Consider the following 21,401-nt stretch of genomic DNA (forward strand, 5'->3'; position numbering starts at 1 on the left):
GATGGCGGCCCGTCTGCTGGCAAGCGCGATCCTGGGCGCCGCGGCGCTGCTGCCCGGATGGGCCGCGGCCGCCCCGCCCGCTGCGGCGGGCGACGCCGGCCGGCAGGCCCTGGCCGCATACCAGGCCGCGCAAGGCGATCCCGGCCAATTGCGGCACGCCCTGGCGCTGGCCGACCAGGCGCTGCAGCAGGCGCCCGGCGATGCCGCGTTGTTGCTGCTGCGCGCCGACATCCACACGGCCCGGCGCCACTACACGCAGGCGCTGGCGGATTATGCGGAACTGCCCGACGCCGGCCTGCAGGCCGAGCGCAAGATGATGCAATGCATGCTGCGCGAACGGGTGCAGCCCGCGCCCCTGCCGCTGGATTGCTATGCCGAGGCGGGCAGGCGCTTCGCCGCCGGACAGGCGGCGCCCGGGCACGATCCGAACTATGTCATGGCCATGCTGCTGGCGCGCGACCCGCAGGGCCCGCGCCTGGCCGCCGACCTGCTGGCCGCCACGCCGGCCGGCCCGCAGCGCGACATCAACATCATGCTGTTCCAGGACTTCGACCGCACCCGCTACCTGCGGTCGGTACTGCCCTGATTCTTGCGCATCAGTACTTGTTCAACTTGACGCCGGACACGCCGGACAGGCTCGGCGCATCGGATTCGGCCGGCGTTTGTGCGCGCGGCGCCGCAGGCTTGGCTTCCGGCTGGGCAGCGGCGGGCGCGGGGGCCGCCGCCGCGGGCGCTGCCGGCGCCTGGCCGCCGCGCTGCGCATCGCGCCGCTGCTCTGCGGTGGCGATCAGCGTCGTCAGTTCGGCGGCCAGCTTGCCGGCTTTACCCTGGTAGGCCCAGTCGGCGGCGTTCTGGCCCTTGAGATTGCGCGTCGTGACATCGGCGCCGGCATCCAGCAGCACCTGCACCATTTCGCGGCTGCCCGACAGGGCCGCCATCATCAGGGGCGTCGTGCCCTCGGGCGACGGCGCGTTCACCATGGCCTTGTGCGCCAGCAGCAGCCTGGCGGTATCGACGTGGCCCTTGGACGCCGCGTAATGCAGCGGCGTCCAGCCCAGCCGGTTGACTTGCGCGCCGCGCGCGATCAGGGTGCGGGCGCGCTCGGTCTGCCCGGCCACCGCCAGGTACATCAACGCCGTTTCGTTGGCCGGATTGACGGCTTCGAGGTCGGTGCGCGGATCGGCCGCCAGCACGTCGAAAACCTGCCAGGCGCCGTCCACAACGGCGCGCATCAGCGCCGGCTGGCCGTTCTTGTAGCGCACATTGGGATCGGCCCCGCCCGCCAGCAGTTCGTGGATCTCGGGCGCATTGTCATTGTGGACGTAAACCCACCAGTTGCCCTGCGACGCCGCCGCCTGGGCCGGCGGCATGGCGCAAGCCGCCGCCGCGGCCAGCGTGCAGGCCGCAACAACCCGGCGGACCGGGGCGGGCGTGAATCGGGAGCGTCTCATGGCATTTACTCTTAAAGTAAAACTTTAACTATTCAACTCTAGATATCTTATTTTAAATAAATAACATCAATTTATCGTTCTATCTTATTGAATAATTTAAAGAAATTCTCAGTTGAAGCCTGCGCGATCTGGGCGACATCCATGCCTTTCAGCTGTGCGATCTTCTCGGCCACATGAACGACTTTCGACGGATCGTTGCGCTTGCCCCGGAAAGGCACAGGCGCCAGATAGGGCGAATCGGTTTCGATCAGCAGGCGTTCCAGCGGCATATTGCTGGCGACTTCATGCACGATGCCGGCATTCTTGAACGTGACAATGCCCGACAGCGAAATATGGAAGTTCAGGTCCATGGCGGCCTGCGCCATGTCCCAGGACTCGGTAAAACAGTGCATCACGCCCCCCACTTCGGCGGCGTTCTCTTCGCGCAGGATGCGCAGCGTGTCGGCCACCGACTCGCGGGTATGGATGATGAGCGGCAGGCCGGCCTGCCGCGCCACCCTGATATGGCGGCGGAACCGCTCACGCTGCCAGTCCAGGGGCTCGCTCAGGCGGTAGTAGTCCAGGCCGGTTTCGCCGATGGCCACCACCTTGGGGTGGCGCGACAACTGCAGCAGTTCGGCCTCGGTGGGGTCGGAAGTGGCTTCGTAGTCGGGGTGCACGCCCACCGAGGCCCACAGGTTGCGATGCGGCTCGACCAGCTCGATCAGGCCGGGCCAGTCCGGCATGTCGACGCTTACCACCAGCGCGTGCGTAACCTGGTTGGCAGCCATGCGCTGCAGGATATCGGGCAGTTCTTGCGCCAGCTCGGGAAAATTCAGGTGGCAGTGTGAATCGACGTACATGGAAGACTACTCGGACACTTTATCCCTGGCAGGATAGCACCACGCGCTGCAGGGTCGCGTGGGCGAACAGCTTGGCATTCAACGGATGGGAGGCCAGGCGCCGCTGCTGGGTCAGCCAGCGCGCTCCTTCGGCCAGGCGCACCGCGTTGGCGCGCGCCGCCGCCTGCCCCACCGGCTTGGCCAGCGACGGAAAATAGCGCACCGGCACGCCCACGCCCGCCAGCATCAGGTCGGCATACAGGCGCTGCAAGGCGTCGATCCATTCAGGCGGGGCCAGCTTTTCCAGCCCCTCGGACAACGCGCCGATATCCGGCGCCTGCCCCTTGGCCAGCGGCCCGACCAGCTGCGACAGCCATTCGGGGCAGGCCTGCTCGCCGCCTTGCGCCAGGCGCAGCGCAGCCAGCGGCGCTCCGCCGGCGGCTGCCAGCCAATCGGCGGCCGAGCCCACGCCCTGCTCTTGCAGCCACTGCAATGATTCCGCCGCGCCGGGCGCCGGCAGCGGCAGCCGCCGGCAGCGCGACACCAGCGTGGGCAGCAGGCGGTCGGGAGCGTCGGCCACCAGCAAAAAAACCGTGTGCGGCGGCGGCTCTTCCAGCACCTTGAGCAGGGCATTGGCCGAAATGATGTTCAGTGCCTGCGCCGGATACAGCAGTGCGACACGCCAGCCGCCGCGGTGGGTGGCCGTATTGAACCAGGACTCCAGCGCGCGGATCTGGTCGATGCGGATTTCTTTCGAGGGCGCCCGCTTGGCCGCGGCGCCGCTGGCGGGTTCGGATTCTTCCGCCCCTTCGGCGGCCTCGGCGCCTTCTTGAAGCGCGATGGCTTCGGGGCGGATGCGGCGCAGGTCGGGGTGATTGCCGCTGGCCACCCAGGCACAGGCCGGGCATTGCCCGCAGGCCAGGTGGCCGCGGGGCGATTCGCACAGCAGGCTGGCGGCCGCGGCCGCTGCGAACTCGAGCTTGCCGATGCCGGCCACGCCGTGCACCAGCCAGGCGTGGGCAAAGCGTTCGCGCCCGGCCAGCCAGGTGCGGGCCAGGTCTTGCTGCCATGGCAGAAACCCCGCCGCGCTGCCCTTCTGCGCCGTGTTTTCGCCCTTGGGGCGGCCCGACGGGCTCATGGCGCCTCCGCCAGGGCCTGCAGCTCGGCCTGCAATTGCGCCCGCACCTGGGCCACGGGCCGGCTGGAATCGACGATGCGTATGCGTTCGGGATGGGCGGCCGCGCGCGCGTGGTAAGCCGCGCGCGTGCGCTCGAAAAACGCCGCCCCTTCGCGTTCGAAACGGTCGGGCTGGCGCGCATCGGCCAGGCGCGCGCGGGCCAGTTCCAGCGGCACGTCGAACAGCCAGGTGCGGTCGGGCTGCAGCGCCGGCCGCATCCATTGTTCCAGCGTCGCGACGCGGTCGGCGCCCAATTGCCGGCCGCCGCCCTGGTAGGCATAGGTGGCATCGGTGTAGCGGTCGCACACCACCCAGTCGCCGCGCGCCAGCGCGGGCTCGATGACCTGCGCCAGGTGCTCGCAGCGCGCCGCGAACATCAGCAGGGTCTCGGTGTCGAGGGTCATGGATTCGGACAGCACCAGCCCGCGCAGCGTCTCGCCCAGCGGCGTGCCGCCCGGCTCGCGCGTGGCGACCACGGTGTGCCCCATGGCCCGCAGCGTGTCGGCCAGCCAGGCGGCATGGGTGCTTTTGCCGGCGCCGTCGACACCTTCGAGGGTAATGAAACGTCCGCGTGCAGTCATCGATTACGGCCCAGAATGTAGCGCGCCACGTTGCGGTTGTGTTCGGACAGATTAGCCGAAAACTCGCTGGTGCCATTGCCGCGCGAAACAAAGTACAGATATTTGTGGCGCTCGGGCTGGACGGCGGCCAGCAGCGAGGCGCGCCCCGCCGCCGCAATGGGAGTGGGCGGCAGCCCGGCCCGGGTGTAGGTGTTCCAGGGCGTGTCGGCCTGCAGGTCGGCGCGCCGGATGCGCCCCTGGTAGCGTTCTCCCATGCCGTAGATCACGGTGGGATCGGTCTGCAGCATCATGCCCTGGCGCAGCCGGTTGATGAACACGCCGGCCACGCGCGTGCGCTCGGGGCCGTGGCCGGTTTCCTTTTCGATGATCGACGCCAGGATCAGGGCCTCATAGGGGCTGTGTAGCGGCAGGTCGGGCTGGCGTTCGGCCCAGGCCTCGGCCAGCACCTGCTGCTGCTGCTGATAGGCGTGGCGCAGCAGGTCGAAGTCGGACGTGCCCGGCGTGAACACATAGGTGTCCGGGAAGAACATGCCCTCGGGTTCCTTGATCGACGAGCCCAGCCGGGCCATCAGGGCCGCGTCGCTGATGTCGCCCAGGGTCTGCTTGACGTCGGGATTGGCGCGCAGGGCCTGGCGGAACTGGGCGTAGGTCCAGCCTTCCAGGAAGGTGATCTGCCGCTGCACCATGTCGCCGCGCGCCAGGCGGCCGAGCAGCTGCCAAGGGGAATCGCCGGCGCGCGCCTCGTAGCCGCCCGCCTTGATCAGCTTGTCGCGCTCGGACAGCCGGGCCAGCCAGGCAAAGCCGTCTTCCCAGATGGGGATGCCGGCGTCGTTCATGGCGCGCGCCACCGCGCGCGGCGTGCTGCCGGGCGCCACGATGAATTCGACCTTTTCGGCGGGCAGTTCCAGGGAACGGTTCACCCAGGCCCAGGCGCCGCCCGCGGCCACGGCCGCCAGCAGCGCCACCGCCAGGCAGGCCAGCAGGAAATAGAAGCAAAGCTTTTTCATAAGAGTGCGCAGTTTAATGGATGATGGCGGATCGGGCCGGCCCGGCGCCCCTGCTGCGGGCAAGGAATTGGCGCCGGCGCCGCCCGGCGGCGGGTATCATGGCCTTGTTCCGTGCGCCGTGCCGGCGCCCTGCCTTATTTGCCGTTTTCGCCATGCATGCATTCTTTGATTCGATTCCCGCCCGGACCGATGGTTCGGCGCGCTGCGCCGCCCTGCCCGACTACGCCGTGGTTGCGGCCTCCGGCGCAGACGCATTGTCGTTCCTGCACGGCCAGCTGACACAAGATGTCACCGGCCTGCCCGCCGATGGCGCCCGGTTGGGCGGCTACTGCACGGCCAAGGGCCGCCTGCTGGCCACGCTGGTGCTGTGGCGGGCGCAGCCCACGGCCACCCCTGAGGCACAGGCCGAAGCCGCGCAGGTGTATGCCCTGGCGCGGCGCGACCTGGCCGACGCGCTGGTCAAGCGCCTGTCCATGTTCGTACTGCGCGCCAAGGCCAGGCTGGCGCAGGCGCCGCTGCAGGTGGCGGGCGTCTGGTGCCCGCCGGATGGCCTGGCCGCGCTGCAGGGTGCCGCGGGCGGTGCCCTGCCGACGGCGCCCTGGCAGCGCGCCGAACTGGCCAGCGGCACCTGGGTCGCCGCGCCTTCGGCCGGCGAGGCATTGCGCTGGTGGTGGGTCGCCGCCGACGCCCAGCTGGCACAGGCGGCTCCTCTGGCGGCGCAATTGGCCCGGGGCACGGCCGACCAATGGCGCAGCGCCGATCTGGCCGCCGGCCTGCCCTGGGTGGGCGCGGCCACGCAAGACCTGTTCATTCCGCAAACCCTCAATCTGGACCTGCTCGGCGGCGTCAGCTTCACCAAGGGCTGCTACCCGGGCCAGGAAGTGGTGGCGCGCAGCCACTACCGCGGCACGGTAAAGCGCCGCGCGGCGTATGGCCGCCTGGACGGCCAGGCCGAGCCGCCCGCGCCCGGCACCGACATCTACGACGCCACCCAGCCGCAGGAGCCCTGTGGCCGGGTCATCGAGGCCTCGCGCGACGGGGTGCTGTTCGAGATTGCGCTGGCCGCCCTGGCAGCCGGCGAGCTGCGCGTGGGCGCGCCCGACGGCCCGCACATCGCGGTTGCGCCGCTGCCCTACGCCCTGGCCGAGGGCGCCTGACCCGCGGGCGCGGCGCTACACCGCCACGCCGAACAGCGCGCCCACCCCGGCCGTCAGCAGCATGGCCAGGCCGCCCAGCACGGTTACGCGCAGGGCCGCCGGCCCCACCGGCGCACCGCCCGTTCGCGCCGCCACCGCGCCCAGCACAGCCAGCCACAGCATGGACGAGGCCGTGACCACTGCCACGACATTGCCCACGGGGGTAAGCGCCGCGGTCAGCAGCGGCAGGGCCGCGCCGGTGGCGAACGATATGGCCGACGCCAGCGCCGCCTGCGCCGGCCGCGCCCGGTTCTGCATCGAGATGCCCAGTTCGTCGCGGGCATGCGCGTCCAGCGCGTCGTGGCGGGTCAGTTGCACGGCCACTTCCCGCGCCAGCTCGGGCGCCACGCCGCGGCCCACGTAGATATCGGCAAGCTCTTGCAGTTCCTGGGCGGAATTGCCGGTCAGCGAGCGTTGTTCGAGCCGCAGGTCGGCTGCCTCGGTGTCGGCCTGGGAACGCACGGAAACATATTCGCCGGCCGCCATCGACAGCGAACCCGCCACCAGCCCCGCCAGCCCGGACGTCAGCACGGCTTCGTGCCCGGCGCTGGCCGCCGCCACGCCGGCGATCAGGCTGGCGGTGGAAACGATGCCGTCGTTGGCGCCCAGCACGGCGGCGCGCAGCCAGCCGGCTCGGAAAATGCGATGGTGTTCTCGGGCGGGCATGTTTCGTGGTGAGTAAAACGGGAAAACTAGCGCGGCGCCACGCGCACGGCGGTCATCAGGCCGACCAGGCACAGGGCCGGCTGACTGCCGCGGTAGGCCTGGACTTCGACCTGGCACACCGTAAGGCGGCGGCCCGGCTTGACCACGCGCCCGGTGGCCACGAACCGTTCGCCGTCGGCCGGCGCCAGGAAGTTCATCTTGAATTCGGAAGTCAGTACGTCTTCGCCCGCCTCGAACAACGAAAACGCGGCGTAGCCGCCGGCGCTGTCGGCGATGGAGGTGGAAATGCCCGCGTGCAGGTAGCCGTTCTGCTGGCAGAGATCGGCCCGGAACGGCAGTTCGATGTCGACCTGCCCGGGCTCGACCCGCGACAGTTTCGCGCCGAAGGCGGCCATGACCGTCTGCCGGGCGAAGCTGTCGTGAACCCGCTGCAGCGCGGCCTGCGCCGCGTGCGGATCGAGGGCGGCGTTCATGCCGGCTTGCGGGTGTACAGGTTGACGATGCTGGAGAAATCGAGCTTGCCGCTGCCGCCCGTGCTGTGCAGCGAATACAGGTTGCGGGCCAGTTCGCCCAGCGGAATGGAAGAGCGCGACGACAGCGCCGATTCGGCGGCCAGGCCCAGGTCTTTGAGCATCAGGTCGACGCCGAAGCCGCCCGCGTAGCCCTTCGAGGCAGGGGCGTGGTCCATCACGCCCGGCCAGGGGTTGTAGAGCTCGGTCGCCCAGTTGCGGCCCGAGCTTTTGGCGACGATGTCCGACAGCACTTTGGGATCGAGGCCGTTGGCCACGCCCAGCGCCAGCGCTTCGGAGGTGCCGGCCATCAGGATGCCCAGCAGCATGTTGTTGCAGATCTTGGCCACCTGGCCGGCGCCGGCGGCGCCGGCGTGGAAGATGTTCTTGCCCATGTTCTGCAGTACCGGCATGGCCCGCTGCAGCGCGGCGGCCTCGCCGCCCACGATGAAGGTCAGCGTGCCCGCGGCGGCCCCGCCCGTGCCGCCCGAGACCGGCGCGTCGATCATGGCCAGGCCGCGCGCCTGCGCGGCGGCGGCCACCTTGCGCGCCGAATCGGGGGCGATGGTGCTGCATTCGATGATCAGGGCGCTGGCATCGATGCTGGACAACAGGTCGTCGGCCAGGTACAGCGCTTCGACGTGCTTGCTGGCGGGCAGCATGGACACCACGATCTCGGCGCCGCGCACCGCTTCGGCGGCCGAGCCGGCCGCGCGCGCGCCGGCGTCGGTCAGGCCCTTGACCGCGGCGGGCACCAGGTCGAACACGGTGAGTTGATGGCCGGCCTTGATCAGGTTGTGCGCCATGGGCGCGCCCATGTTGCCCAGGCCGATGAATGCGATGCTGCTCATGTCGGTGTCTCCTTTGGATGGGGGTGCGGTGTCGGGGCGCCGGCGGGGCTCAGGTTTCGGCGGGCCCCAGGTCGGCCAGCGGATGCGCCTGGCCGGCTGGCCAGGGGGCTTCGAAATAGCGCCGCACCCAGGTGTCGGAGGCCTGCTCCAGGGTGGCCGGATTCCATTTGGGCTGCTTGTCCTTGTCGATGAGCAGCGCGCGTATGCCTTCGGCGAAATCGCCCTGCACCGTGCAGGCCAGCGCCGCCACGTATTCGATGCGGAAGACGTCCGCCAGCGAGCGCAGCCGCGTGTGCTGCTGCAGGGCGAACGCCAGCCGCGCCGAGCCGGGCGAGCCCGCCAGCATGGTGCCGGCGGCGCGCGCCAGCCAGGGGTCGGCGTGGTCTTTCAGGGCGGCGATGGACTGGTAGATGTCGGGCAGGTCGTTGCCGCTGCACAGGCTGTTGATCTGGAAAGCGTGCTGGCGCAGCGGCCCGGGCTGCAGCGGCGTGGCGGGCTCGTGGGCCAGCAGCGCGCGGCGCAGCAGCCCGTCGTTGATGGCGCGCGGCGGCGGCGAACCGTCGCCCGGGCCGCCGGCCTGGCCCGCCCAGGGCGTGTCGAGCAGGGTTTCGGCAAAGCGCGGCCAGTCGGCGGATTCGAGGCGGAAATCGGCAACGCCGGCGTAGAAGGCGTCGGAGGCGTTGAGCTGTGCGCCGGTCAGGGCCAGGAACAGCCCGGTGCGCCCCGGCATGCGGTTCAGCAGCCAGCTGCCGCCCACGTCGGGAAACAGGCCGATCGAGATTTCAGGCATGGCGATGCGCGTGGTTTCGCTGACCACGCGGTGGCTGGCGCCCATCATCAGGCCCACGCCGCCGCCCATGACGATGCCGCTGCCCCAGCACAGCAGGGGCTTGGGATAAGTGTGGATGCGGTAGTCGAGCCGGTATTCGCGTTCGAAGAAATCGCGCGCGTGCTGGTTGGCCCAGGCGCCCTGCCCCTGGTGCTGCTGCATGCTGCGGTACAGGCCGTGCAGGTCGCCGCCGGCGCTGAAGGCCTTGCCGCCGGCGCCCTGCAGCACCACCATGGCCAGCCCGGCATCGTGCGCCCAGGCGTCGAGTTGCGCGGCCAGCAGGTCGACCATGTCGAGCGACAGCCCGTTGAGCGTTTGCGGCGCATTCAGCGTGGCGAAACCCAGCCGCATGCCGTTGGCAGCGGTTTTTTCTTCGAACAGCACCGGGGAGTTCATCGGATGTCGGCTCCTTTTTCGAGCAATTGGCGGGCCACGATCACGCGCATGATTTCGTTGGTGCCCTCGAGTATCTGGTGGACACGAGTATCGCGCACCAGGCGCTCCAGCGGATAGTCGCGCAAGTACCCATAGCCGCCATGGATCTGCTGGGCGTCAAGGCAGACCTGGAATCCCATGTCGGTGGCAAAGCGCTTGGCCATGGCGCAATAGGTGCCGGCGTCGGGCAGGCCCGCATCGAGCTTGCAGGCGGCCAGCCGCACCATCTGGCGCGCCGCCACCAGGTGGGTGGCCATGTCGGCCAGCTTGAACTGCAATGCCTGGAATTCGGCCAGGCGGCGGCCGAACTGGCGCCGCTCGTCCATGTAGCGCCGCGCCGCGTCCAGCGCGCCCTGGCCGGCGCCCACCGAGCAGGTGCCGATATTGATGCGGCCGCCGTCCAGCCCTTTCATGGCGATCTTGAAGCCTTCGCCCTCGCTGCCCAGCATGTTGGCCGCGGGCACGCGCACGTTCTCGAAAGTGATGGGACGGGTGGACTGGCTGTTCCAGCCCATTTTTTCTTCTTTGCGGCCGTAGCTGATGCCGGCGCTGTCGGCCGGTACCGCGAAGGCGCTGACGCCGCCCGGGCCTTCGCCGCCGGTGCGCGCCATGACCACCAGCAGGTCGGTGTCGCCGCCGCCGGAAATGAACGCCTTGGCGCCGTTCAGGACGTAATCGTCGCCGTCGCGCTGGGCCCGCGTGGACAGCGAGCCCGCGTCGGACCCGGCGCCCGGTTCGGTCAGGCAGTAAGAGGCGAGTTTCTGGCCGCTGGCCAGCAGCGGGCCCCAGGCCTCGCGCAGGGCCGGCTGGCCCCATTGGCCCACCATCCAGGTGGCCATGTTGTGTATGGTGAGAAAAGCGGTGGTGGAGGGGTCGACGGCGGCCATTTCCTCGAACACCAGGGTGGCGTCCAGCCTGGGCAGGCCCAGGCCGCCGATGTCTTCCGCCGCGTAGATGGCACAGAAACCGAGCTCGCCCGCGCGCGCGAAGGCTTCACGCGGGAAGATGCCCTCGGCGTCCCAGTGCGCCGCGTGGGGCGCCAATTCGCCCTGGGCGAAATCGCGCGCCGCCTGGGCGAAGGCGCGCTGCTCGTCGGTGAGTTCCAGATCCACGGCTTTGTCTCCTGTTGGGGCGATCTTGGTGGCGCCGCGGCCGCCTTGTGAGCCGCCGCGCCTGCCTAGCGCCGATTTTGCATGACGTTAACGTAAACGTAAACCTATCGCCGCCATCTTACGCCGGATTCCGGGCCGGATTTTGTCTTGCCGAAGACAATGCGCGAGCGGGCCGCGCGCCTTTACAGCAGCCCGGGCGGCCGCTCGCGACCCTGGCGGGCGGCCTTGGCCCGCCGGTGCTCGGCGCGGCGCCGGCGCGACACCTTGGGGTCGAACGCCAGCGGCCGGTAGATTTCAACGCGGTCGCCGTCGGCCAGCGGGGTATCGGCCTGGCACAGCCTGCCGAACACCCCTACTCCCAGTTGCCAGGCATCTTTGCCCGGAAACCGCGCCGCGAAGCCGCTGGCCCGCACGGCGTCGCCCACCGTGGCGTGCGCGGGCAAGTCCAGCGTGCGCTGCCACACCGCCGCCGCGGATTCGGCGTGGCATACGCAGACGCGCAGCGGGCCGTCATTCGCCATAGACGGCCTGCGCGCGCTTGGTGAACGAATCGATGAAACTGGTGGCAATGCGGTTGAACACCGGCCCCACCACCATTTCGAGCGCCCGGTTGGAAAACGCGTATTCCAGGGTGAACAGCACCTTGCAGGCGTCGTCGGCCAGGGCCTGGAACTGCCAGTGGCCCACCAGCATCGAGAATGGCCCGTCCACCAGTTCGAGGTCGATGCGCTCGGGGTAGTCGTGGGTATTGCGGGTGGTAAAGCGCTGCTTCATGCCGGCGAAACTGATCAGAATCGACGCCTGCATGCCGTTTTCGCTGCGCGACTGCACTTCGGTGCCGCCGCACCAGGGCATGAATTCGGGATACTTTTCCACGTCGGCCACCAGGTCGAACATCTGCGCGGCGCTGTAGGGAACCAGGACGGATCGCTGTACTTTGTGCATCGGCTATCGCAAATCGCTAGAATGATCGGATTTTACCGGTAGCGCCGCTACCTACGGATTTTCCGCCGCATACCTGCCTCATGAGCATTATCGATAATCGCAAGGCCACGCACGACTATTTCATCGAAGACCGCTTTGAAGCCGGCCTGGTCCTGCAAGGCTGGGAGGTCAAGGCGATCCGCGACAACCGCGTGCAGCTGAAAGAAAGCTACGTCATCGTGCGCGACGGCGAGCTGTTTCTGCTGGGCATGCATGTCAGCCCGCTGCCCACGGCATCCACGCACATCCACCCCGACGCCATGCGCACCCGCAAGCTGCTGCTCAAGGCCGAGGAAATCAGCAAGCTCATCGGCAAGGTCGAGCAGCGCGGCTATACGCTGGTACCCCTGAATTTGCACTACAAAAACGGGCGTATCAAGCTCGATTTTGCCCTGGGGCGCGGCAAGAAGCTGTACGACAAGCGCGACACCGCGCGCGAAAAAGACTGGCAGCGCGAAAAAGAGCGCATGATGAAGCACGACACGCGCAACTCGCGTAAAGATAAAGAGTGAGCAGGTGCCTGGCTCCCGCAGGGCGCCAGGCACCGGAGTGTGCGGCAACTGTCTCAACAGCACGGTGTCAGGCGCCGGAGCCTGACACCTGGCGCCCTGAGGCGCCACGGGCTTCGTCTCAGGCGGCCTTGCCGGTTTTCACGATGGCCATGGCCGAGGCGATCAGGCCGCCCACATCCGACAGGTTCGACGGCAGGATCAGCGTGTTGCCTTCTTTGGCCACGTTGCTGAACGCGTCGACGTAGCGTTCGGCCACCTTCAGGTTCACGGCCTCCATGCCGCCGGGCTGGCGCACGGCCTCGCCCACTTGCGTAATGGCCTTGGCCGTGGCTTCGGCGATGGCCAGCACGGCCGCGGCCTCGCCCTGGGCCTGGTTGATCTGGGCCTGTTTCTCGCCTTCGGAGCGGGCGATGGCGGCCTCGCGCTCGCCGGTGGCGATGTTGATCTGTTCCTGGCGGCGCCCTTCGGACGCGGCGATCAGGGCGCGCTTTTCGCGTTCGGCCGTGATCTGCGCCTGCATGGCCCGCAGGATCTCGTTGGGCGGCGTCAGGTCTTTGATTTCGTAGCGCAGCACCTTCACCCCCCAGTTCAGCGCGGCTTCGTCCAGCGAGCTGACGATGGTGCTGTTGATGAACTCGCGCTCTTCGAAGGTGCGGTCGAGCTCGAGTTTGCCGATGACGGAACGCAGGGTGGTCTGCGACAGCTGGGTGATGGCCGAGATGTAGTTCGACGACCCGTACGACGCCCGCATGGCATCGGTGACCTGGAAGTACAACACCCCGTCGACCTGCAGCTGGGTATTGTCGCGCGTGATGCAGACCTGGCTGGGCACATCCAGCGGGATTTCTTTCAGCGAGTGCTTGTACGACACCCGCTCGATGAACGGAATGACGAAGCCCGCGCCCGGCGACAGCACGCGGTCGAACTTGCCCAGCCGCTCGACCACCCAGGCATGCTGCTGCGGCACGATGGCGATGGCCTTGACGATGATCAGCAGCGCCAGGACGACCAGTACGATCAGGACGATGGTGGAAGTATCGAGCATCATGAAGGGATTCCTGCGTGGATGATGAGGTAAGCCGGCTCAGGCATGACCGGCGGTGGGCCTGGGCGCCAGCACCAGGCGTGTGCCCCGTACTTCGGCGATGACGTGCAGGCCCGGCCGGCGCGGCTGCCCCGCGGCCAGTTCGGCCTGCCAGTGCGCGCCGCGGTACCAGACCCGCGCCACGCCGGCATCGGACCAGGCTTCGACCTCGACCGTCTGGCCGATGTCCATGTTGACGTCGGCGTTGCGGCCGGCGTCGACTTCGCGCTTTTTAAGGACGCCCGTGCGGCGCAGCACCAGCAGCCCGGCCAGCGCCACGGCCGCGCAAGCCACGAGCTGCCATTCGAGGCCGGCCGCCAGCCACGCGGCAATGCCCCCGGCGGCCAGGCCCAGCGCCACCAGCAGCAGATAGAACGTGCCGCTGGCAACTTCGCCGATCAGTGCGGCCGCCGCCAACCCGAACCAGATCCACATCGTTTTATGCCTTGTTCAAGCCGAGTACCGCGTCGATTGTACGGATTTCCGCCCTGCCCCGGTGCGAAATCGTGCCATGGCGACTATCATCATGTCCATGAACGCCTTTGCCGCCCCTGCGCTGCCGGTCCTGATCCTGCACACCGGCGATCCCGACGACACCCTGCGCGACCGCCACGGCGACTACGCGCAGATGCTGCGGCATGCCGCGGGCCTGGGCCCCGACGCCGTGCACATCGTGCGGGCCGATGCGGGCGAGCGGCCGCTGGCGCCTGCCGCCTACCGCGCCGTGCTCATCACCGGGTCGCCCGCCATGGTCACCGACCGCGAGCCCTGGAGCGAGCAGGCCGCCGATTGGCTGCGACAGGCCGCCGCCGCCCGCCTGCCCATGTTCGGCGTCTGCTACGGCCACCAGTTGCTGGCCCACGCCCTGGGCGGCGCGGTCGACTACAACCCGCGGGGGCGCGAACTGGGCACGCAGAACATCGAATGCCTGGCGGCCGCCGCCGGCGATCCGCTCATGGCGGGGCTGCCGGTCAGTTTTCCCGCGCAGCTGCTGCATGCCCAGACAATTACCCGCCTGCCCGCGGGCGCGGTGGCCCTGGCGCGCTCGGCGCTCGATGATCACCAACTGGTGCGGCTGGCGCCGGGCATCTACTCGGCCCAGTTCCATCCCGAGTTCGGCCCGGAATTCATGCGCGACCACCTGCTGCGCTACCAGCCCGACTACGCCCGCGAAGGCCTGGACGCCGGCGCGCTGGCCGCCAGCCTGAAGCCCACGCCCACCGCGGCCAGCCTGCTGCGGCGGTTTCTGAACCTGCGGCAGCACGCCACGGCGCAACACTAGGCCAGGCAGGCGCCCGCATAAAAAAAGCCCCTGCTTCGCATGAAGCAGGGGCTTTTTGCCATGCCCGCCCGGCGCGCCGGACAGGCATGGATCATTTGGCCAGGCGCTGCCAGGTCTCGACCACGGTATCCGGGTTCAGCGACATGGACAGGATGCCTTCGTCTTTCAGCCACTGGGCGAAATCGGGATGATCGCTGGGGCCCTGGCCGCAGATACCCACGTATTTATTGGCCGCCAGGCATGCCTTGATGGCCCGGCGCAGCATGAACTTCACCGCGTCGTCGCGCTCGTCGAAGTCGGCGGCCAGCAGCTCCATGCCCGAATCGCGGTCCAGGCCCAGCGTGAGCTGGGTCATGTCGTTCGAGCCGATGGAGAAGCCATCGAAGTACTGCAGGAACTCATCGGCCAGCAGCGCATTGGACGGCACTTCGCACATCATGATCAGCTTCAGGCCGTTTTCGCCGCGCGCCAGGCCATGCCCGGCCAGCAGCTCGACCACGCGGCGCGCCTGGCCCACCGTGCGCACGAACGGCACCATGATCTCGACGTTGGTCAGGCCCATTTCGTCGCGCACCTTCTTCAGGGCTTCGCATTCCATGCGGAAGCACTCGGCGAAGTCGGCCGCGATGTAGCGCGAGGCGCCGCGGAAACCCAGCATGGGGTTTTCTTCTTCGGGCTCGTAGCGCGAGCCGCCCACCAGCTTGCGGTATTCGTTCGACTTGAAGTCGGACATGCGCACGATGACAGACTTGGGCCAGAACGCCGCCGCGATGGTGGCGATGCCTTCGGCCAGCTTCTCGACGAAGAAGGCGCGCGGGCTGGCATAGCCGCGCGCCGCCGACTCGACCGCCTTTTTCAGCTCGCCGTCGACATTGGGGTAGTCGAGCACCGCCTTGGGGTGGATGCCGATGTTGTTGTTGATGATGAATTCCAGGCGCGCCAGGCCCACGCCCGAATTGGGGATCTGGGCGAAATCGAACGCCAGCTGCGGGTTGCCCACGTTCATCATGATCTTGACGTCGATGGGCGGCATTTCGCCGCGGCGCACTTCTTCGACCTCGGTCTCGATCAGGCCGTCGTAGATTCGGCCTTCGTCGCCTTCGGCGCACGATACGGTGACCGCCTGGCCTTCTTTCAGCACGTCGGTGGCCTCGCCGCAGCCCACCACCGCCGGGATGCCCAGCTCGCGGGCAATGATGGCCGCGTGGCAGGTGCGCCCGCCGCGGTTGGTGACGATGGCCGAGGCGCGCTTCATGACCGGTTCCCAGTTGGGGTCGGTCATGTCGGTGACCAGCACGTCGCCGGGCTGGACCTTGTCCATTTCGGAAATGTCGGCCACCACCCGCACCGGGCCGGCGCCGATCTTCTGGCCGATGGCGCGGCCCGTCACCAGCACCTGGCCGGTGGCCTTCAGGCGGTAGCGCTGCTGCACGTCGTTGCCGCTTTGCTGCGACTTCACGGTTTCGGGACGCGCCTGCAGGATGTAGATCTTGCCGTCGACGCCGTCGCGGCCCCATTCGATATCCATGGGGCGGCCGTAGTGCTTCTCGATGATGACGGCGTAGCGCGCCAGCTCGGAGACCTCGTCATCGCTGAGCGAATAGCGGTTGCGCTCGGACACCGGCACGTCGACGGTGCGCACGGCGCGGCCTTCGGTACGCTGGGGGTCGAATTCCATCTTGATCAGCTTCGAGCCGATGCGGCGGCTGACGATGGGATAGTGGCCCTGTTCGAGCGTGGGCTTGAACACGTAGAATTCGTCGGGATTGACCGCGCCCTGCACCACGGTTTCGCCCAGGCCGTACGACGAGGTGATGAACACCACGTCCTGGAACCCGGACTCGGTGTCGATGGTGAACATCACGCCGGCGCTGCCCTTGTCGGAACGCACCATGCGCTGCACGCCCGCCGACAGGGCCACTTCGGCGTGCGCGTAGCCCTTGTGCACGCGGTAGGAAATGGCGCGGTCGTTGTACAGCGAGGCGAACACGTGGCGGATCTTGTCCAGCACGTCGTCGATGCCCACCACGTTCAGGAAGGTTTCCTGCTGGCCGGCGAACGATGCGTCGGGCAGGTCTTCGGCGGTGGCCGACGAGCGCACGGCGAACGAGCCCTTGCCGTCGGCATCGAGCGCGGCGAAGGCGGAGCGGATCTGCTGTTCGAACTCGGACGAGAACGGCGCCTCGACGATCCATTGGCGGATCTCGGCGCCAGCCGAAGCCAGTTCGCGGACGTCTTCGGGATTGAGCGTGCTGAGGCGGGTGGCGATGCGCTGATCCAGGCCCGATGCCTTGAGGAAGTCGCGGAAAGCCTCGGCGGTCGTGGCGAAGCCGCCCGGTACGCGGACGCCCGCGCCGGACAGCTGGCTGATCATTTCACCTAGCGATGCGTTTTTGCCTCCTACCGAGTCCACATCCGTCATGCGGAGCTGCTCGAACGAAACGACATACGACATTGAAGTCACCTTTTACAATGGAGAGAAAGCGAGTTTGGTCAATGCATCCGGATGCGCTGACCAAACTGGCCTTGGACCGCTCTTGGGGTGACTTATATCGGGGTCAGATTGTACCCGGTCGGGCACCATGGCTTTCCCCTTTGGTTGGAATATTTTACATATGGCTTCGCCCCCTATCGAACGGACTGTCTACATCGTTTCGGACAGTACCGGCATCACCGCCGAGACCTTCAGCCACTCGGTGCTTTCGCAATTTGAGCAGGTGCATTTCAGGCCGGTGCGCCTGCCTTTCATCGACACCGTGGAAAAGGCCCGGGAAGTCGCCGCCCGCATCAACCGCAACGCCCAGGAAACCGGGGTGCCGCCCATCGTTTTCAGCACCCTGGTCAACCCGGCCAGCATGGAATGCGTGCGCAGCGCCAATGGCATCTTCCTGGACCTGTTCGGCACTTTCGTAAGCCACATCGAACAGGCCCTGGGGCTGAAATCCAGCCACTCGATCGGCCGCTCGCACATGGCGGCCAATTCCGAGCAGTACCGCAACCGCATCGATGCCATCAATTTCAGCCTGGCGCACGACGACGGCCAGTTCATCACCCAGCTCGACCAGGCCGACGTCATTCTGGTGGGGGTGTCGCGCTGCGGCAAGACGCCCACCAGCCTGTACCTGGCCATGCAGTACGCCATCAAGGCGGCCAATTTCCCGCTGACCCCCGACGATTTCGAGCGCGGCGTCCTGCCCTCGACAGTGGCGCCGCACCGGGCCAAGCTGTTCGGCCTGTCGATCCAGCCCGAGCGCCTGGCCGAAGTGCGCAACGAGCGCCGCCCCAACAGCAAGTACGCCAAGCTGGAGCAGTGCCGCTACGAAGTGGCCGAGGCCGAGCGCATGATGCGGCGGGAAGGCATTTCATGGCTGTCGACCACCACCAAGTCGATCGAGGAAATCGCCACCACCGTCATGCAGGAAGTGGGGCTGGACCGCTCGAATTGACGGGGGTCAGGTGTCAGGCTCCGCAGGTGCCTGACACCGCTGTGTGCTACCGCTGTCTCGGTCGTACGGTGTCTGGCACCCTGCGGGAGTCAGACACCTGTACGGGGGCCCGGGCCTGCCGGCGTTGTTCGAACAGGCACAGGGCGGCCGCCACCGCCACATTGAGCGATTCCACCGCCGGGGCGTGATCGATGCGCACGCGCAGCGTGGCGGCCTGCTGCAGGGCGGGCGCCACGCCCTGCCCTTCGTGGCCGAACACCCAGGCGCAGGCGGGCGGCAGGCCGGTGGCGTACAGGTCTTGGGCGCCGTCCAGGGTGGTGGCCGCCAGCGGCACTTCGAGCCGCGCGGCGCAGGCCTGCAGGTCGGCGTGTTCATGCACCGCCAGCGCGAAATGGGCGCCCTGGCCGCCGCGCAGCACTTTGGGCGACCACGCCGCCGCGCAGCCCGGCGACAGCAGCACCCGTTCTATGCCCGCCGCCGCGCAGACGCGCAAAATGGTGCCGACATTGCCGGGGTCTTGCACCCGGTCCAGCCACACCATGGATTGGTTCAGCCGCGCCGGCAGCTCAGGCGCCGGCGGTTCTACCACGAACAGCACGCCCTGCCCGGTTTCAACGGTTTCCAGGTGGTGCAGCAGCCGGGGCTCCAGCAGCAGCACCTGCCGCGGCGGCAGCGCTGCCAGCAAGGCGGCCAGTTCGGGCCGCTGCGCGCGCTCGGCGTCGAAGGCGGCCAGCAGCGGCGCGCCGCCCTGGGCCAGCCAGGCCTGGCACAGGTGCACGCCTTCAAGAATGGCCGGCTCGCCCCGGCGCCCCGCGTGCCGCGCCAGGCGCTGCAGCTGCTTGAACTGGGGGTTGTCGCGCGAAGCGATCTGCTTCATGGCAGGATGGCGAGCCGCTCGCGCACGGGCGCGAAGCTGCGCCGATGTTCGGGGCACGGGCCGTGTTCGCGCAGCCGTTCCATGTGCAGCGGCGTGCCGTAGCCCTTGTGCTGGTCGAACCCGTACTGCGGGTACAGCGTGTGCAGGCGCAGCAGGTCGGCGTCGCGCGCCGTCTTGGCCAGGATCGAGGCGGCCGAAATGGCGGGTACCAGCGCGTCGCCCTTGATCACTGTCTGCACCGTGCAGCGCAGCCTGGGCGCCTGGTTGCCGTCCACCATGGCCACCTGCGGCGCGTGGCCCAGGCCCTCGACGGCGCGCTGCATCGCCAGCAAGGTGGCGCGCAGGATGTTCAGCGTATCGATCTCGAGCACGCTGGCGCTGGCCACGCACCAGGCCAGCGCCCGCTCTTGTATGTGCGCGGCGAGTTCTTCGCGCCGCTCGGGGGTCAGCACTTTGGAATCGGCCAGGCCGTCGATGCAACGGCCCGGGTCCAGGATGACGGCGGCGGCATAGACCCCGCCGGCCAGCGGCCCGCGCCCGGCCTCGTCCACGCCGGCCATCAGGATGCCGGTGAAATCGGGCGCCTCGGCGAACAGGCTAGGCTGCGCCATGGGCCACCTCGAGGATGGCGCGCGCGGCCAGGCGGGCCGTGTCGCGCGTCAGGTCGCGATGCAGGACGGTAAAGCGCGCCTCGATGCGGGCCGCGTGGGCGTCGTCGGTCAGGGCCGTCCAGGCGGCGTCGGCCAGTTTGTCGGGCGTGGCGTCGTCCTGCAACAGCTCGGGCACCGCGAAATCGCGCAGCAGCACGTTGGGCAGCCCCACCCACGGCAGGTAAGGACGCTGCTGGCCGGATTTCCAGGCCATGATGCGCCGCATCCAGGGCGACAGGTAATACGAGATGACCATGGGCCGCTTGAACAGCGCGGCCTCGAGCGTGGCGGTGCCGCTGGCCACCAGCACGGCGTCGCTGGCCTCGAGCGCGCTCCAGGCCACCGGCAGGCCGCCGGCGGCCGCGTCTTCGGCGGTCAGGCAGCGCAGCCTCGGCACCGGATGCCGCGCCAGCACGGCTTCGAACTCGGCGCGCCGCTGGGCGTTGACCATGGGCACCACGCACACCAGGCCGGGATCGCGGCGCTGCAGCTGCTGCGCCGCCTGCAGGAAGCGCGGCGCCAGGATGCGGATTTCGGACGAGCGGCTGCCCGGCAGGATGGCCAGCACCCGCGCATGGGCGTCCAGCCCCAGCCGCTGGCGCGCCGCGGCGCGGTCGGGCTGCATGGGAATGGCGTCGGCCAGCGGGTGCCCGACATAGGTGACCGGTATGCCTTCTTTGCGGTACAGCTCTTCTTCGAACGGGAACAGCACCAGCATGTGCGAAACGGCTTCGCGGATCTTGTGGATGCGCTCGTAGCGCCACGCCCAGATCGACGGCCCCACGAAATGCACCGTGGGCGTGCCGGCCTGGCGCAGCGCGAGTTCGAGCTTCAGGTTGAAATCGGGCGCATCCACGCCCACGAATACCGAGGGGGGCCGGGCCAGCCAGCGCCGCTTGACGTCGCCGTAGGTGCGCAGCAGGCTGGGCAGGCGCTTGAGCGCGTCGACATAGCCGAATACCGTGAGCGCATGCATGGGGTGCCAGGCCTCGAAGCCGGCGGCCTGCATCGCGGGCCCGCCGATGCCCTGGCACTGCAGGCCGGCCTCGTTCTGGCGCAGCCCGGCAATCACCCGGCTGGCCAGCAGGTCGCCCGAAGGCTCTCCTGCCACCATGCCTATGGACAGGCTCATGGCCGGATGATGCCCCGGTTGGAGGCGTCGAGGAAATCCAGCAGCACCTGCAGCGCATCTTTGGCGTCGGGGTGCGACTGCTGCCGGGCGCGCAGCTCGGCGCGCGCCTCGTCGAGCGACAGGCCGCGCCGGAAGACGATCTTGTAGGCTTCGCGCAGGCTGGAAATGACCGGGGCGCTGAAACCGCGCCGGCGCAGGCCTTCGACGTTGACGCCCACCGGCCGGCACGGGTTGCCCGCGCCCAGCACATAGGGCGGCATGTCCTGCATCAGCGAGCTGTTGCCGCCCGTCATGCTGTGGGCGCCGATCTTGCTGAACTGGTGCACGCCGGTCAGGCCGCCGATGATGGCCCAGTCGCCCACGTGCACGTGGCCGCCAAGCTGCACCGAGTTGGCGAGAATCGTGTTGTTGCCGATGTGGCAGTCGTGCGCGATGTGCACATAGGCCATGATCCAGTTGTCATCGCCCAGCGTGGTGGCGCCGCCGTCTTGCACGGTGCCGGTATTGAAGGTGGTGAACTCGCGCACCGTGTTGCGGTCGCCGATCACCAGGCGGGTGGGTTCACCCGCGTATTTCTTGTCTTGCGGCATGCCGCCGATCGAGCAGAACCGGTAGAAGCGGTTGTCGCGGCCGATGGTGGTAATACCGTCCAGCACGCAATGCGGGCCGATTTCCGTTCCGGCGCCGATGGTCACGCCGGGGCCCACGACGCAATAAGGCCCGATGCGCACGCTGCCGTCGACCTGCGCGGCAGGGTCGACCAGGGCGGTGGGATGGATGTTTCCGGACATTTAGGGTC

At 68.5% G+C, this 21,401-nt stretch carries 24 protein-coding genes; 5 read left to right on the top strand and 19 right to left on the bottom strand.

Annotated features, from left to right (window positions below):
- The first annotated feature begins 1 nt into the window (after position 1).
- Positions 2-586, top strand: coding sequence for a hypothetical protein (locus tag J2P76_RS13135; protein ID WP_207408146.1), 585 nt, complete (start codon positions 2-4; stop codon positions 584-586).
- Between the two features lie 10 nt (positions 587-596).
- On the opposite strand, the gene J2P76_RS13140 is transcribed toward J2P76_RS13135, so the two are convergent.
- The 5 genes from J2P76_RS13140 to mltG all read right to left on the bottom strand — a co-directional run bounded on the left by J2P76_RS13140 (position 597) and on the right by mltG (position 5,037).
- The gene (locus J2P76_RS13140) at positions 597-1,451 is read right to left on the bottom strand and encodes an ankyrin repeat domain-containing protein (protein ID WP_431603398.1); all 855 of its coding nucleotides are present in this window, start codon (positions 1,449-1,451) and stop codon (positions 597-599) included.
- A 71-nt stretch (positions 1,452-1,522) separates the two neighbouring features.
- Positions 1,523-2,293, bottom strand: coding sequence for a TatD family hydrolase (locus J2P76_RS13145; RefSeq protein ID WP_207408147.1), 771 nt, complete (start codon positions 2,291-2,293; stop codon positions 1,523-1,525).
- Between the two features lie 19 nt (positions 2,294-2,312).
- Positions 2,313-3,410 (bottom strand): DNA polymerase III subunit delta', encoded by a 1,098-nt coding sequence (holB, locus tag J2P76_RS13150; RefSeq protein ID WP_207408148.1) that lies wholly within the window; start codon positions 3,408-3,410, stop codon positions 2,313-2,315.
- Positions 3,407-4,030, bottom strand: coding sequence for a dTMP kinase (gene tmk / locus J2P76_RS13155; RefSeq protein ID WP_207408149.1), 624 nt, complete (start codon positions 4,028-4,030; stop codon positions 3,407-3,409). Before tmk ends, holB begins: the two co-directional genes overlap by 4 nt.
- On the bottom strand, positions 4,027-5,037 hold the full coding sequence (mltG, locus tag J2P76_RS13160) for an endolytic transglycosylase MltG (RefSeq protein ID WP_207408150.1): 1,011 nt from the start codon (positions 5,035-5,037) through the stop codon (positions 4,027-4,029). The genes tmk and mltG overlap by 4 nt, the downstream gene beginning before the upstream one ends.
- Before the next feature lie 152 nt (positions 5,038-5,189).
- Between mltG and J2P76_RS13165 the strand changes: the two genes are divergently transcribed.
- The gene (locus J2P76_RS13165) at positions 5,190-6,194 is read left to right on the top strand and encodes a YgfZ/GcvT domain-containing protein (protein ID WP_207408151.1); all 1,005 of its coding nucleotides are present in this window, start codon (positions 5,190-5,192) and stop codon (positions 6,192-6,194) included.
- A gap of 15 nt (positions 6,195-6,209) precedes the next feature.
- On the opposite strand, the gene J2P76_RS13170 is transcribed toward J2P76_RS13165, so the two are convergent.
- The 7 genes from J2P76_RS13170 to J2P76_RS13200 form a co-directional block, all read right to left on the bottom strand.
- Complete coding sequence (locus tag J2P76_RS13170; protein WP_207408152.1) at positions 6,210-6,899, bottom strand: VIT1/CCC1 transporter family protein; 690 nt, start codon at positions 6,897-6,899, stop codon at positions 6,210-6,212.
- 26 nt (positions 6,900-6,925) lie between these two features.
- Complete coding sequence (locus J2P76_RS13175) at positions 6,926-7,372, bottom strand: PaaI family thioesterase (RefSeq protein WP_207408153.1); 447 nt, start codon at positions 7,370-7,372, stop codon at positions 6,926-6,928.
- Positions 7,369-8,259: a 3-hydroxyisobutyrate dehydrogenase gene (gene mmsB, locus J2P76_RS13180; protein WP_207408154.1), complete on the bottom strand. Its 891-nt coding sequence runs from the start codon at positions 8,257-8,259 to the stop codon at positions 7,369-7,371. Before mmsB ends, J2P76_RS13175 begins: the two co-directional genes overlap by 4 nt.
- A 49-nt stretch (positions 8,260-8,308) precedes the next feature.
- Positions 8,309-9,484, bottom strand: a complete 1,176-nt coding sequence (locus tag J2P76_RS13185) for an enoyl-CoA hydratase/isomerase family protein (protein WP_207408155.1) — start codon at positions 9,482-9,484, stop codon at positions 8,309-8,311.
- Positions 9,481-10,635: an acyl-CoA dehydrogenase family protein gene (locus J2P76_RS13190; protein ID WP_207408156.1), complete on the bottom strand. Its 1,155-nt coding sequence runs from the start codon at positions 10,633-10,635 to the stop codon at positions 9,481-9,483. Before J2P76_RS13190 ends, J2P76_RS13185 begins: the two co-directional genes overlap by 4 nt.
- Positions 10,636-10,817: 182 nt before the next feature.
- A complete protein-coding gene (locus J2P76_RS13195; RefSeq protein WP_207408157.1) occupies positions 10,818-11,156 on the bottom strand; it encodes an RnfH family protein in 339 nt (112 codons plus the stop codon).
- The gene (locus J2P76_RS13200) at positions 11,146-11,580 is read right to left on the bottom strand and encodes a type II toxin-antitoxin system RatA family toxin (protein ID WP_207408158.1); all 435 of its coding nucleotides are present in this window, start codon (positions 11,578-11,580) and stop codon (positions 11,146-11,148) included. The genes J2P76_RS13195 and J2P76_RS13200 overlap by 11 nt, the downstream gene beginning before the upstream one ends.
- An 80-nt stretch (positions 11,581-11,660) precedes the next feature.
- Between J2P76_RS13200 and smpB the strand changes: the two genes are divergently transcribed.
- Complete coding sequence (smpB, locus tag J2P76_RS13205; RefSeq protein ID WP_207408159.1) at positions 11,661-12,131, top strand: SsrA-binding protein SmpB; 471 nt, start codon at positions 11,661-11,663, stop codon at positions 12,129-12,131.
- 118 nt (positions 12,132-12,249) lie between these two features.
- On the opposite strand, the gene J2P76_RS13210 is transcribed toward smpB, so the two are convergent.
- Positions 12,250-13,176 carry an SPFH domain-containing protein gene (locus tag J2P76_RS13210; protein ID WP_207409205.1) on the bottom strand — a complete coding sequence of 309 codons (927 nt, stop codon included), beginning with the start codon at positions 13,174-13,176 and terminating at the stop codon, positions 12,250-12,252.
- A gap of 39 nt (positions 13,177-13,215) precedes the next feature.
- Positions 13,216-13,650 (bottom strand): NfeD family protein, encoded by a 435-nt coding sequence (locus J2P76_RS13215; RefSeq protein WP_207408160.1) that lies wholly within the window; start codon positions 13,648-13,650, stop codon positions 13,216-13,218.
- 97 nt (positions 13,651-13,747) lie between these two features.
- Between J2P76_RS13215 and J2P76_RS13220 the strand changes: the two genes are divergently transcribed.
- On the top strand, positions 13,748-14,497 hold the full coding sequence (locus J2P76_RS13220) for a glutamine amidotransferase (protein ID WP_207409206.1): 750 nt from the start codon (positions 13,748-13,750) through the stop codon (positions 14,495-14,497).
- 91 nt (positions 14,498-14,588) lie between these two features.
- On the opposite strand, the gene ppsA is transcribed toward J2P76_RS13220, so the two are convergent.
- Complete coding sequence (gene ppsA / locus J2P76_RS13225) at positions 14,589-16,952, bottom strand: phosphoenolpyruvate synthase (protein WP_207408161.1); 2,364 nt, start codon at positions 16,950-16,952, stop codon at positions 14,589-14,591.
- 160 nt (positions 16,953-17,112) lie between these two features.
- Here ppsA and ppsR point away from each other — a divergent pair, with 160 nt between their 5' ends.
- A complete protein-coding gene (gene ppsR, locus J2P76_RS13230; protein ID WP_207408162.1) occupies positions 17,113-17,943 on the top strand; it encodes a posphoenolpyruvate synthetase regulatory kinase/phosphorylase PpsR in 831 nt (276 codons plus the stop codon).
- A gap of 46 nt (positions 17,944-17,989) precedes the next feature.
- On the opposite strand, the gene J2P76_RS13235 is transcribed toward ppsR, so the two are convergent.
- The 4 genes from J2P76_RS13235 to lpxA are packed head-to-tail and all read right to left on the bottom strand — an operon-like array spanning position 17,990 to position 21,393.
- A complete protein-coding gene (locus J2P76_RS13235; RefSeq protein ID WP_207408163.1) occupies positions 17,990-18,820 on the bottom strand; it encodes a TrmH family RNA methyltransferase in 831 nt (276 codons plus the stop codon).
- On the bottom strand, positions 18,817-19,431 hold the full coding sequence (gene rnhB / locus J2P76_RS13240; protein WP_207408164.1) for a ribonuclease HII: 615 nt from the start codon (positions 19,429-19,431) through the stop codon (positions 18,817-18,819). The genes J2P76_RS13235 and rnhB overlap by 4 nt, the downstream gene beginning before the upstream one ends.
- Complete coding sequence (gene lpxB / locus J2P76_RS13245; RefSeq protein ID WP_207408165.1) at positions 19,418-20,602, bottom strand: lipid-A-disaccharide synthase; 1,185 nt, start codon at positions 20,600-20,602, stop codon at positions 19,418-19,420. Before lpxB ends, rnhB begins: the two co-directional genes overlap by 14 nt.
- Positions 20,599-21,393, bottom strand: a complete 795-nt coding sequence (lpxA, locus tag J2P76_RS13250; RefSeq protein WP_207408166.1) for an acyl-ACP--UDP-N-acetylglucosamine O-acyltransferase — start codon at positions 21,391-21,393, stop codon at positions 20,599-20,601. The genes lpxB and lpxA overlap by 4 nt, the downstream gene beginning before the upstream one ends.
- Between the last annotated feature and the right edge of the window lie 8 nt (positions 21,394-21,401).

It is taken from the genome of Bordetella petrii (genome assembly GCF_017356245.1).
In the GTDB taxonomy this organism is placed as follows: Bacteria; Pseudomonadota; Gammaproteobacteria; order Burkholderiales; family Burkholderiaceae_B; genus Bordetella_A; species Bordetella_A petrii_D.

Excerpts from the sequence above, each read along its gene's own strand:
- J2P76_RS13135 (WP_207408146.1), top strand. The coding sequence starts at position 2 with ATGGCGGCCCGTCTGCTGGCAAGCGCGATCCTGGGCGCCGCGGCGCTG.
- J2P76_RS13140 (WP_431603398.1), bottom strand. The coding sequence starts at position 1,451 with ATGAGACGCTCCCGATTCACGCCCGCCCCGGTCCGCCGGGTTGTTGCG.
- J2P76_RS13145 (WP_207408147.1), bottom strand. The coding sequence starts at position 2,293 with ATGTACGTCGATTCACACTGCCACCTGAATTTTCCCGAGCTGGCGCAA.
- holB (WP_207408148.1), bottom strand. The coding sequence starts at position 3,410 with ATGAGCCCGTCGGGCCGCCCCAAGGGCGAAAACACGGCGCAGAAGGGC.
- tmk (WP_207408149.1), bottom strand. The coding sequence starts at position 4,030 with ATGACTGCACGCGGACGTTTCATTACCCTCGAAGGTGTCGACGGCGCC.
- mltG (WP_207408150.1), bottom strand. The coding sequence starts at position 5,037 with ATGAAAAAGCTTTGCTTCTATTTCCTGCTGGCCTGCCTGGCGGTGGCG.
- J2P76_RS13165 (WP_207408151.1), top strand. The coding sequence starts at position 5,190 with ATGCATGCATTCTTTGATTCGATTCCCGCCCGGACCGATGGTTCGGCG.
- J2P76_RS13170 (WP_207408152.1), bottom strand. The coding sequence starts at position 6,899 with ATGCCCGCCCGAGAACACCATCGCATTTTCCGAGCCGGCTGGCTGCGC.
- J2P76_RS13175 (WP_207408153.1), bottom strand. The coding sequence starts at position 7,372 with ATGAACGCCGCCCTCGATCCGCACGCGGCGCAGGCCGCGCTGCAGCGG.
- mmsB (WP_207408154.1), bottom strand. The coding sequence starts at position 8,259 with ATGAGCAGCATCGCATTCATCGGCCTGGGCAACATGGGCGCGCCCATG.
- J2P76_RS13185 (WP_207408155.1), bottom strand. The coding sequence starts at position 9,484 with ATGAACTCCCCGGTGCTGTTCGAAGAAAAAACCGCTGCCAACGGCATG.
- J2P76_RS13195 (WP_207408157.1), bottom strand. The coding sequence starts at position 11,156 with ATGGCGAATGACGGCCCGCTGCGCGTCTGCGTATGCCACGCCGAATCC.
- J2P76_RS13200 (WP_207408158.1), bottom strand. The coding sequence starts at position 11,580 with ATGCACAAAGTACAGCGATCCGTCCTGGTTCCCTACAGCGCCGCGCAG.
- smpB (WP_207408159.1), top strand. The coding sequence starts at position 11,661 with ATGAGCATTATCGATAATCGCAAGGCCACGCACGACTATTTCATCGAA.
- J2P76_RS13210 (WP_207409205.1), bottom strand. The coding sequence starts at position 13,176 with ATGCTCGATACTTCCACCATCGTCCTGATCGTACTGGTCGTCCTGGCG.
- J2P76_RS13215 (WP_207408160.1), bottom strand. The coding sequence starts at position 13,650 with ATGTGGATCTGGTTCGGGTTGGCGGCGGCCGCACTGATCGGCGAAGTT.
- J2P76_RS13220 (WP_207409206.1), top strand. The coding sequence starts at position 13,748 with ATGAACGCCTTTGCCGCCCCTGCGCTGCCGGTCCTGATCCTGCACACC.
- ppsA (WP_207408161.1), bottom strand. The coding sequence starts at position 16,952 with ATGTCGTATGTCGTTTCGTTCGAGCAGCTCCGCATGACGGATGTGGAC.
- ppsR (WP_207408162.1), top strand. The coding sequence starts at position 17,113 with ATGGCTTCGCCCCCTATCGAACGGACTGTCTACATCGTTTCGGACAGT.
- J2P76_RS13235 (WP_207408163.1), bottom strand. The coding sequence starts at position 18,820 with ATGAAGCAGATCGCTTCGCGCGACAACCCCCAGTTCAAGCAGCTGCAG.
- rnhB (WP_207408164.1), bottom strand. The coding sequence starts at position 19,431 with ATGGCGCAGCCTAGCCTGTTCGCCGAGGCGCCCGATTTCACCGGCATC.
- lpxB (WP_207408165.1), bottom strand. The coding sequence starts at position 20,602 with ATGAGCCTGTCCATAGGCATGGTGGCAGGAGAGCCTTCGGGCGACCTG.
- lpxA (WP_207408166.1), bottom strand. The coding sequence starts at position 21,393 with ATGTCCGGAAACATCCATCCCACCGCCCTGGTCGACCCTGCCGCGCAG.